Origin of the sequence: Paenibacillus terrae (assembly GCF_005217525.1) — a bacterium.
GTDB classification, from domain to species: Bacteria; Bacillota; Bacilli; order Paenibacillales; family Paenibacillaceae; genus Paenibacillus; species Paenibacillus terrae_C.
Genome location: NZ_PNXQ01000002.1, coordinates 35,332 through 45,700, shown reverse-complemented (window position 1 = coordinate 45,700; position 10,369 = coordinate 35,332). Strand labels below are relative to the sequence as shown.

Here is a 10,369-nt window from a genome sequence, read left to right as displayed (position 1 = left end):
TGAAGTTCCCATTGGCTGATGTGGATGCCATTTTAAATGCGCAGGTTCATGTTAGTACCAGCTACAACGGAACCCCTTATGAAATGGACCATACGATCCGTCTCAAATTTGATAGAAATAGTGTAACACTTAAAGATTCGACACCAACAAATCCAGGTACACCATCGACTTTGGCGGACGGCACATACTCCATCAACTTCGATGCATTGCATGCAACGAAAGATCAAAAATCATCAATGGCGCAATATTTGTTGTCTCCAGCAACGCTGACGGTATCAAAGGGTAAGTATGAAGCTTCCTTTACGATCAAAGACAGCGCCACGGTGACGGAGTTTAAAACGGAACAAAACGGAACGTTGACGGATTCAGATGTCGTAAATGTGGACAAGAAAGCGGACACTCGTGTTGTAAAGTTCAAAGTGGCAGACTTGGACGCTATTCTGAATGCGCAAGTTCATGTAAGTACCAGCTATAACGGAACCGTTTATGAGATGGACCATAAGATTCGTCTTCAATTTGATCGTAGCAGCATTGCGGTGAAAGGAACGGATGGCGGTACAACTCCTGGGACTGAGAACGGCAAATATAGCATTGATTTCTCCGTACTCAAAAATGGAAGCAATGAAATATCTGTAATGGATGGCTATATGCAAAAACCAGCCACTCTGTTGAAGCAATCCGGCAAGAATTTGATCCAGATCAAAATGGACAAGAGCAGCTGGATTAAAACGTTCAAGGTAAACGGTGCAGAGGCTCAGGTTATTGATCAATCGACCTCGGCAGATACAAGAACCGTCCAATTTGAAGTCGCAGATCTATCGGATAAAGTTATGGTTAATACACATGTCATTGTACCGGGTCTGGATTTGGGTGGCATCCCTTATGACCACGTATATGATGTGCAGTATCAATTCGAGCCTGCTACCATTCGCAGCTTTGTCGAACCGTCCTCTACAGGAGCGGCAGATCCAATCGTTAAATTGGATTTTGACAAGCTTGTCAATGGTAAATATGTTTTGAAATTCAGTATTGTTTTAGCGGATGGAACAACAGGAGAGAATTCTCCGGCTCAACGCTTTATTGCCAATGAACCAGCGCAATTGGTCGTGGAAGGCGACAAACGGTTTATTGGTCTGAAGCTGCAAAATAGCAACGAAGTGAAGGCATTGCGCATTTGGGACACGGCAAGCGGAGGCTACAAAGACGCAGAAGTGACCCAGGAAGATGCAGCAAGTAATACAAAGAACGTTCGTTTTAGCGTTAGCGACTTTAAGAACAACGTAAAAGGCCAACTGGTTGTTTACGAAGCTCCGAAGGTAGCGAGTGCTGCTCCGATGGTTTTCAAGGCTGAGGATCGTGTGGAGAAGGTATATGATTTTGAATTCAAATTCAATACTAGCGATGTAACGTATTACAACGATAAAAAGACAGGCGAAGTTGAAAAAGGGAAAAGCAATTTAGCCGATGGAGAGTACACAGCGAACTTCCGTGTGCTGGCGAATGGAACGGACAAGGACTCTCTTGTGGCTCCTTTTGTACAGAGTCTGGCGAAGCTGATTGTGAAGAATGGTAAGGTGCAGGCTCATCTCACCGTGACGGACAATCAGGCTTTGAAGTTGTTCCAAACAGACTTTGAAGGCCGATATGCCAATCCAACCGTTGTTGGTTCCAACACGAAAGGTGACACGCACACCATCGCTTTTGAAGTGCCTGATCTGGACCAAAAGCTGAGCGTGTACACACAGGTATACTTGCCTGAGAAATTTATTGTGAATGAGAAGTTCGGCGGACAAATTCAATTTGACCGTGCATCGCTTAAAGGTGAGGGAGTCAATGCAGCTACAACCGCACCAGCTACTGAGCAGACAGCAGAAACGCCAACACCTGTGGCTGAAACGAAATCTGTAGTGGAGCAAACAGCTCAAACAGTCACTTCCGAGAAGCAATACACGATCAATTACAACGTTTTTAAAGATAAAACAAGCGAAGCTTCCGTCATGGATGGGTACCTCGACAAGCCTGCTACATTGATTGAAAAGGGAGACAAGCGTTATATTCAAGTTACTTTGAAAAATAGCTCCTGGATGCCTGTTCTACAAGTGGAGCAGAATGGCAGCCTGAAAGATGTAGAGGTCATCTCGACATCTGGCGATACGCGTGTCGTTCAATTTGAAGCAGGGGACTTGTCTCAGAAAATCAGTGCCTACACACACGTCATTGTACCTGGTTTAGTTCTTGGCGGCGTGCCATATGATCACTGGTATACAGTTCAATTCCAGTTTGATGAAGCGAGTCTGAAAGCAAAATAATATCAGGTCGCAGTAGCATCAAACCTGCTCTAATAACAGAATAGCTTGTATGCAAGCAAGTCTTGGTGCCCTGGCATCAAGACTTGTCAGCATTTCATTACCCGAAAAGTTGAGGCTCAGGCTGCTTCTATATTTTGAATTGAGGTGATTTAGCTTTCATGAAACGATATACAGCTTTGGTACAAGGGAAATCGTTCTGCTTTTATATGCTGATGGGTCTGGTGCTTTTGTTGCTCGCCGGATGCTCGGGAGGGGCGACGGCCGAACAGAACGATCATGAAGGTGCGAAATCAGTGGCAACGTCCGGCGATAAAGCACAATCACGTATTGTTGCTACAACGGTAGCCATTACGGAAATTACGGATGCGCTGGGTCTGGATTTGGCAGGCAAGCCGACAAGCACGAAAGTGCTGCCTGATCGTTATAAGGATGTCCCTGATGTGGGCAATCCGATGAGTCCTGATATGGAAAAGGTGATGTCGTTGAAGCCGACAGACGTACTGTCGGTTACGACACTAAAATATGATCTGGAGCCTAAATTTAAAGATTTGAAGATCAATGCCGAATTTTTGAATTTTGAAAGTCTAGCCAACATGCAAAAAGAAATTCAAAAGCTGGGAGATACGTTCGGCAAAGCCGAAAAGGCAAAGGAGATTAATGGAGCTTTGGACGCTAAAGTAGCCGAGATTCAACAAAAGATCAAAGGGAAGAAATCCCCTAAAGTATTGATCTTGCTGGGGGTACCGGGAAGCTATCTGGTGGCTACCGAGCATTCCTATATTGGGGATCTGGTTAAAATTGCAGGCGGGACGAACGTAGTCCAGGGTGAGAAGGTTGAATTTATTGCCCACAATACAGAAGCTTTGCAACAGTCCAATCCGGATATTATTTTGCGTGCTGCACACGGGATGCCGGATGAAGTGGTCAAAATGTTCGACGAAGAGTTCAAAACTAACGATATTTGGAAACATTTTAACGCTGTGAAAAACGGACACGTCTATGATTTGCCGGAGCCGCTGTTTGGAACAACAGGAAATTTGGCGGTAAACTCGGCGCTGGATGAGCTAGTAAAAATGTTGTATCCTACGAATTAGAGGAAGCTGAAGACATGTCGAAAAAAGGTTGGAGCTTTATCGTTGTAATCGCCTTGCTCATCAGCGTCATTCTCTATTCAGCGATGACAGGCAGTCTCAAGGTGAATTTGAGTCAATTGGTGACCGGATTGTGGACAGGGACGGATGATCAGGTGAATGTGGTCAAGGATCTGAGACTACCGAGAATTATCGTAGCCGTGATGGCGGGAGCCACGCTTGCGGTGGCGGGTGTTTTATTGCAAGCCGTGATGAAAAACCCGCTGGCTGATGCCGGGGTTATCGGTATTTCTTCGGGGGCAGCTTTGGTTTCGCTGATTGCGGTTACGATCTTTCCGGCACTCTATTTCTGGATGCCCTTCTTTTCTTTTATCGGTGGTGCGCTGGCCTGTCTCATGGTTTACGGATTTTCATGGAAATCCGGCCTGCATCCGATCCGTCTGATCTTGATCGGGGTTGCTGTGAATGCGATTTTTTCGGGTCTCGGGCAATCGTTTAACTATCGGGGCAGTTACGCGGTCACCAGCATTAATCAGGTTACAACCTCAACCTTGTCCATGAAAAAATGGGTCGATGTCGAGGTTATTGTGACCTATGGCGGGATTGGGCTGATTTTAGCCATACTCGTGTTCTCCTGGTGCAATTTTTTGTCGCTGCAAGATAAAACAGCTAAAAACCTGGGATTCAATGTGACGCGTGCGCGTCTTTTAATTTCTGTTATTGCTGTGCTGCTTGCAGCAACGGCTACAGCTATTGCTGGAGTTATTGCCTTTATCGGCCTGCTCGTTCCGCATTGTGCCCGCTACTTGGTTGGTTCGGATCACAAGTGGCTGATTCCGTTTTCCGCCTTGTGCGGCGGTTTGTTGTTATTGCTTGCGGATACGCTGGGCCGGACGGTGCTTGCTCCCAATGAAATTCCGGCTTCCATTATTATGGCCGTCATTGGCGGGCCGTTCCTGATATTCCTGATCAGAAAGGCGGATCGCACCTATGGACATTAAGGATATTACCTTTTCATATGACCGGAAAACAGATCGTCTTCACGCCATCAATGCTGTCATTGAGCCGGGACGAATTACAACCATCATTGGTCCCAATGGCTGTGGTAAATCGACGCTGCTTAGCGTCATGTCGAACAATGCAACTCCCCGCCTTGGTCAGGTGATTTTGGACGGTAAAGAGATTGCCCGATACAAGCCCAAGGAGCTGGCCCGTCAATTGGCGGTGGTTCATCAGCAGAATGAGGCACCCTCTGACTTGACCGTAGAAAAGCTAGTCAGCTTTGGAAGGCTTCCTCATAAGAACATGTTCACAGCGAGACGTGAGGAGGACGAGCAAGCGGTCGAATGGGCGATAGCCTGTACGAATCTGGAGGAACGCAGAACACGTACACTGGACCAGTTATCGGGGGGAGAACGGCAACGTGTATGGATTGCAATGGCCTTGGCACAACGGACGCCGATTTTATTTTTAGATGAGCCGACCACCTATCTGGATATGTACTACCAGCTTGAAATATTGGAACTCATCCGGCAGTTAAATCAGGAACACGGTCTGACGATCGTAATGGTGCTGCATGATATCAATCAGGCTATTCGTTATAGCGACGTTATGATTGCCATGAAGGAAGGGCGCATTATAACGAACGGTCCGCCCGCCGAGGTCGTCACATCCGATATGATTCAGGCGGTCTATGGCGTGGAAGTAGTCGTAAGACATGACGCTGAGGCGGGGATGTATCTGATTCCGATAGGGGTTGGGGCTTCCGCAGATTCTTCCATACGTTTACAAGCACAGGGAGTGTAGATATTGTCTGCTGAATAGCTCGTCTGTCTCCTGGTGGCATCGAATTTGGAAACAAGAAAAAATGGTTCTGGCCCACGTTTTTGTCAGGAGACAATCGTGGGGACGGAAGCATTTTTTATTTTATTTTCAGAATATTGACGGAGGTTTCAGGGTTGTTCGGTTGACACACGGTTCGAATCCGATCCGTTGTGTGTTATACTATTGCCGTCGGTAATTTTGTGATTAGCACTTTACTAATGATAAGGATGGTATGCTCATATGATCAGTACAAGCGGCGTAACGCTTCGTTATGGTAAACGCCCACTTTTTGAAGACGTAAATATCAAATTTACTCCTGGGAACTGCTACGGCCTGATTGGGGCGAATGGCGCGGGCAAATCTACCTTTTTGAAAATTCTTTCCGGTGAAATCGAAGCCAATTCAGGCGAGGTTCACATGACACCGGGCGAACGGATGGCAGTGCTCAAGCAGAACCATTACGAATACGATGAATTTCCGGTTCTGGAAACCGTTATTATGGGCCATACGCGTCTGTATGAAATCATGAAGGAAAAAGATACACTGTACGCTAAATCGGAATTCACAGAGGCAGACGGCCTGCGTGCCGGCGAGCTTGAAGGTGAATTTGCGGAGCTGAACGGATGGGATGCCGAGCCGGATGCGGCTTCCTTGCTGATCGGTCTTGGTATTCCGCGTGATCTGCATGACAAGAACATGTCTGAGCTGAGCGGTAATGACAAGGTCCGTGTTCTCCTGGCTCAAGCGTTGTTTGGTCGTCCAAACAACTTGCTGCTCGATGAGCCTACCAACCATTTGGACCTCGAATCCATTCAATGGCTGGAAAATTTCTTGATGGACTATGAAGGCACCGTCATCGTCGTATCCCATGATCGTCACTTCCTGAACAAGGTATGTACGCATATTGCGGATATTGATTTTGGCAAAATCCAGATGTACGTCGGCAACTATGACTTCTGGTATGAGTCCAGCCAGCTTGCGCTTGCATTGACTCGTGATGCCAACAAGAAAAAGGAAGAGAAAATCAAGGAATTGCAAGCCTTTATTCAGCGCTTTTCCGCGAATGCTTCCAAGTCCAAACAGGCTACTTCACGTAAAAAACAATTGGATAAAATTACGCTGGACGATATTCGTCCGTCGAACCGTAAATATCCGTTCCTGAACTTCAAGCCCGAACGCGAAGCGGGCAAACAGCTGTTGACGGTAGACCGTCTCAGCAAATCCATTGAAGGCGAGCAAGTGCTGAATGAGTTCAGTCTGGTTGTGAACAAAGGCGATAAAATCGCGTTTGTCGGCCCGAACGGCTTGCCTAAATCGACGCTCTTTCAGGTATTGATGAACGAAACTGAAGCGGATAGCGGTGAATTCTCTTGGGGGATTACCACCACTCAGGCTTATTTCCCGAAAGACAATTCCACCTATTTTGAAGGTGTGGATATGAATCTCGTGGAATGGCTACGCCAATATTCCAAGGATCAGGACGAAACGTTCCTGCGTGGCTTCCTGGGACGTATGCTTTTCTCAGGTGAAGAAGCGCTCAAAAAAGCAAGCGTGCTGTCCGGGGGCGAGAAGGTTCGCTGTATGCTGGCCAAGATGATGCTGAATGGCGCCAATGTGCTGCTGCTGGATGAACCGACCAATCACTTGGATCTGGAATCCATTACAGCGCTGAACAATGGTCTGATCGACTTTGACGGTACCCTATTGTTCACATCGCATGACCATCAGTTCATTCAAACCATTGCAAACCGCATCGTGGAAATTACGCCGAACGGTGTAATCGATCGTACGATGAGCTATGATGAATACTTGGAAAACGATGAAATCACGAAATTGCGTGAAAGTATGTATCCAGTAGAAAACGTCTAAAACCAGCTAACCTTCAGTAAATCGATAAACAAAAAAGAGGAGCTCCTTCAGGCCATTGATGATGGCGGGGGAGACTCCTCTTTTTCGTTTGGGCCATTACCCATGGCTACACCGTCAGGGCTACAGGCGAATTAATTCTGCCTGAGTCCGGTGCGGTATAGGTTAATGGCTTGGCTTATGATCCGCCTGTACGACGGCGTTGGTTGTTCGGCTTCTTCGTATTTTGGCTTTTCAGTGTTTTGGCGGAACCGCCTTGAAAGCCGCCCTGCTGTGAAGCGCCGGACTGCTGTTTTTTTTGTGCCAGCTTTTCTCGAATGGCATCTGCGAGATTAACTTTACGTGGTTCATTAGCATCGCTCATAAATAAATTCCTCCTGTTGCCGCCAAATTCAAGTCAATCATGCTGGATTGAAGGAAAACGCGGCTGTGTCCCCATTTTATACGTTTTTAAAAGATGGGACAAGGGTAACAATGATAACATGACAACGGGGCGAACCGGAAGAGGGGATGCCTATTTTTTGCATAAAGGAAAAAATGTTTTATAAACCCCACAGGGATGGGGCTTGGCAATACTTTTTCGTTGTTCCTACAGCGATGCGGAGCGGAAAGACTGTTTCTCTAGACCCACACAAACATGGTCTGTTATCCTGAAAATAACCATTACCCAACGGCAAATGGTTATTTTCAGGGTAGCTAAGCTGCTTGGTTGGAAGGTCATTGCATAGGGCAGCTATGCTGCATGGTTGGAGGTTTATTTTTCAGGGCAGCTAAGCTGCTATTTTTATTTTTTAGGTTTGCAAAGTTTTTTAGGTTTACAAAGTTTTTTGGGCTGGACGCAGCATGAAATGGTATAAAAGCTTATCCTGACTTTATGGCTTTCCCGTGATTATTAGGGTGAGAACGTTCTGTCGGAAACTCTATTTTTGAAGGAGTGTCCCCCGTTGTGGTGAATGTGTATGATGAAATACGAAAAGGTGAACGTGGGGCATGGGTGAGCATTATCGCCTACCTTTTTCTATCCACCTTTAAGCTGATTAGCGGCTATATATTTGCTTCCAGTGCGTTGCTGGCTGATGGATTTAACAATGTCACCGATATTGTGGTGTCCGTTGCCGTACTGATCGGTCTGCGAATATCTCAAAAACCGCCGGACTCCGACCACGCCTATGGACATTTTCGGGCAGAAACAATAGCGGCATTGCTGGCATCCTTTATTATGGCTGTCGTCGGTCTTCAGGTGCTTATTGACGGGATCGGAAGTATTTTCAGAGGGGGCAAGCAGACGCCTGATGTTACTTCCGCAGGAGTAGCGGTAATATGTGCGGTCATTATGCTGGGAGTATATATGTACAACAACAGACTGGCGCGGAAAATTAACAACAAGGCGTTACTGGCGGCTGCCAAGGATAACCTGTCAGATGCGCTTGTCAGCATCGGTGCAGCGGTTGGTATTATCGGGGCACAGTTTGGATTGCCATGGCTGGATACGGTTGCAGCGATAGCGGTAGGATTTATAATCTGTAAAACGGCGTGGGATATTTTCAAGGACTCTACACACAGCCTGACGGATGGCTTTGATGAGCAGGAGCTGTCAGACTTACGTAGCACGATTGCTCATATACCCGGTGTAGAGGGGATTCGTGATGTCAAGGCACGGGTACACGGCAATCATGCTTTGGTGGATGTTGTCATAGAGGTGAATCCGCAACTCAGCCTGATTGAAGGACATCGGATCAGCGACAGGATTGAGGAACGCCTGCAAGAGGTTCATAATACGATGCATGTTCATGTCCATGTGGAACCCAAATTATAGATTATTTATTTAATGATTAGTGGTAAAAATGACTTTAGACCTATGTATAAAAGGTGTATGCGCTGCCTTTTGTGACGTTTGGATTATATCTCTCTTCCTGTTGCTTTTACTATAATGAAAGCATGTCCGGCTATATTCGTCGGAATTGGACTTGCTCTTCAAATTCGTAAAAACAGCCAGGAGGTGCAACATTGAGAAGACGCGTGATGGGAATGCTCATGACGTCAGCCGTGCTGTTGGCAGCAATTCATATGGCGCCGGGTCAGGTTGACGCAGCGGCATCGACAGCATCTACGGGACAGAAGGCGGTTATTCAGGCGGCTGTAAAGCTTAGATCCGGCCCTTCTACTACGGGAGATGTAGTCAGCTTTATGAAGCAGGGAGAGGCCGTAACGGTATTGGAGAAAACAAACAGCTATTGGTATAAGATCAAGACGTCTGATGGGGTAACTGGATACACAAGCAGCTCCGACAAGTACATAAAAGTAGGCGCTACCAGCGTCGCTGCTGCTGTCACCGAGCCTGCCGTCCGTAAACCGGAAGCCAAGGAATCGCTTAAAACTAACAGTTCAGCCAAAGAGGCTCCAGCCTCAGTGAATAGTTCTGCCGGTCAAACGAAAGCTACGATTCAAACGTCCGTTCGTTTACGGGCGGAGGCATCCACTTCATCCGAGGTTTTGGGCTATTTGAATGCCGGAGATATCGTGACGATTACCGATCCAAGCAACGCTTATTGGTTCAAGATTACCAGTGCTGATGGCACGGTGGGCTATGTCAGCTCGTCTCCACAGTATATCCGTATTGGAGAGGGCGTTCTTGTACAGCAGCCAGTGGCTGCCCCGGTGACGTCTGCTCCTGACACCACCGCGATTCCTGCTGTAGCAACACCTGCGGAATCCATAAACTTGCCTTCTGGTGACGCAGTTGCTGCCATTGAACAGGTTATTAACACAGGGATGACTTATCTCGGTACTCCGTATGAATATGGTTCCGATCGTAGCAGTACCGCTACTTTTGATTGCTCGGCATTTACACGTCAAATTTTCCGTCAGGCTGCAGGTATTCAGCTTCCGGCGGATTCACGTTCACAGGGTGAGTGGATCAAGCAGAATAGTCAGCCAAACACAGACATGACCACGCTGAAGCGTGGCGATCTGCTTTTCTTTACTAATTACAACGCGTCTTCAGGGGCGTATACGTCCTTGGATAATTCCTCCCAAACGATTACACACGTAGCTGTATATCTGGGAGACAACAAGCTTCTTCATACGTTTTCTGTAGCGGGTGGCGGTGTGAAAGTTACGGATTTCAGCAAGCCTTGGCAGGATCGTTTCCTGTTCGGGGGTAGCGTAATCCAATAAAAGCATCATTAGCCTTAAAAAATTACGCATCAAAAAAAGGATGTTCCACAACCCTGTAATTGGGGCGGGAACATCCTATTTTTAAAGCTATATAATGATATA

Annotated in this window: 8 protein-coding genes; 7 read left to right on the top strand and 1 reads right to left on the bottom strand. The window is 46.9% G+C overall.

What is annotated here, in order from left to right; translation table 11 throughout:
- The 5 genes from C1I60_RS25095 to C1I60_RS01945 all read left to right on the top strand — a co-directional run.
- Window positions 1–2,309, top strand: a 2,309-nt coding sequence (locus C1I60_RS25095; RefSeq protein ID WP_252361522.1) for an NEAT domain-containing protein, incomplete at its 5' end; no start/stop codon positions are given.
- A 158-nt stretch (window positions 2,310–2,467) separates the two neighbouring features.
- Window positions 2,468–3,403, top strand: coding sequence for a heme ABC transporter substrate-binding protein IsdE (gene isdE, locus C1I60_RS01960; protein WP_137060269.1), 936 nt, complete (start codon window positions 2,468–2,470; stop codon window positions 3,401–3,403).
- A 14-nt stretch (window positions 3,404–3,417) separates the two neighbouring features.
- Window positions 3,418–4,401 (top strand): FecCD family ABC transporter permease, encoded by a 984-nt coding sequence (locus C1I60_RS01955; RefSeq protein WP_137060268.1) that lies wholly within the window; start codon window positions 3,418–3,420, stop codon window positions 4,399–4,401.
- Complete coding sequence (locus C1I60_RS01950) at window positions 4,391–5,206, top strand: ABC transporter ATP-binding protein (protein ID WP_137060267.1); 816 nt, start codon at window positions 4,391–4,393, stop codon at window positions 5,204–5,206. Before C1I60_RS01955 ends, C1I60_RS01950 begins: the two co-directional genes overlap by 11 nt.
- Window positions 5,207–5,464: 258 nt before the next feature.
- Window positions 5,465–7,093, top strand: a complete 1,629-nt coding sequence (locus tag C1I60_RS01945) for an ABC-F family ATP-binding cassette domain-containing protein (RefSeq protein ID WP_137060266.1) — start codon at window positions 5,465–5,467, stop codon at window positions 7,091–7,093.
- A gap of 175 nt (window positions 7,094–7,268) precedes the next feature.
- On the opposite strand, the gene C1I60_RS01940 is transcribed toward C1I60_RS01945, so the two are convergent.
- Window positions 7,269–7,454 carry a hypothetical protein gene (locus C1I60_RS01940; RefSeq protein ID WP_013311941.1) on the bottom strand — a complete coding sequence of 62 codons (186 nt, stop codon included), beginning with the start codon at window positions 7,452–7,454 and terminating at the stop codon, window positions 7,269–7,271.
- A 582-nt stretch (window positions 7,455–8,036) separates the two neighbouring features.
- Between C1I60_RS01940 and C1I60_RS01935 the strand changes: the two genes are divergently transcribed.
- Together C1I60_RS01935 and C1I60_RS01930 are read left to right on the top strand one after the other, a co-directional pair.
- The gene (locus C1I60_RS01935; RefSeq protein ID WP_137060265.1) at window positions 8,037–8,906 is read left to right on the top strand and encodes a cation diffusion facilitator family transporter; all 870 of its coding nucleotides are present in this window, start codon (window positions 8,037–8,039) and stop codon (window positions 8,904–8,906) included.
- Between the two features lie 191 nt (window positions 8,907–9,097).
- On the top strand, window positions 9,098–10,267 hold the full coding sequence (locus tag C1I60_RS01930; RefSeq protein ID WP_137060264.1) for a C40 family peptidase: 1,170 nt from the start codon (window positions 9,098–9,100) through the stop codon (window positions 10,265–10,267).
- Window positions 10,268–10,369 lie beyond the last annotated feature (102 nt).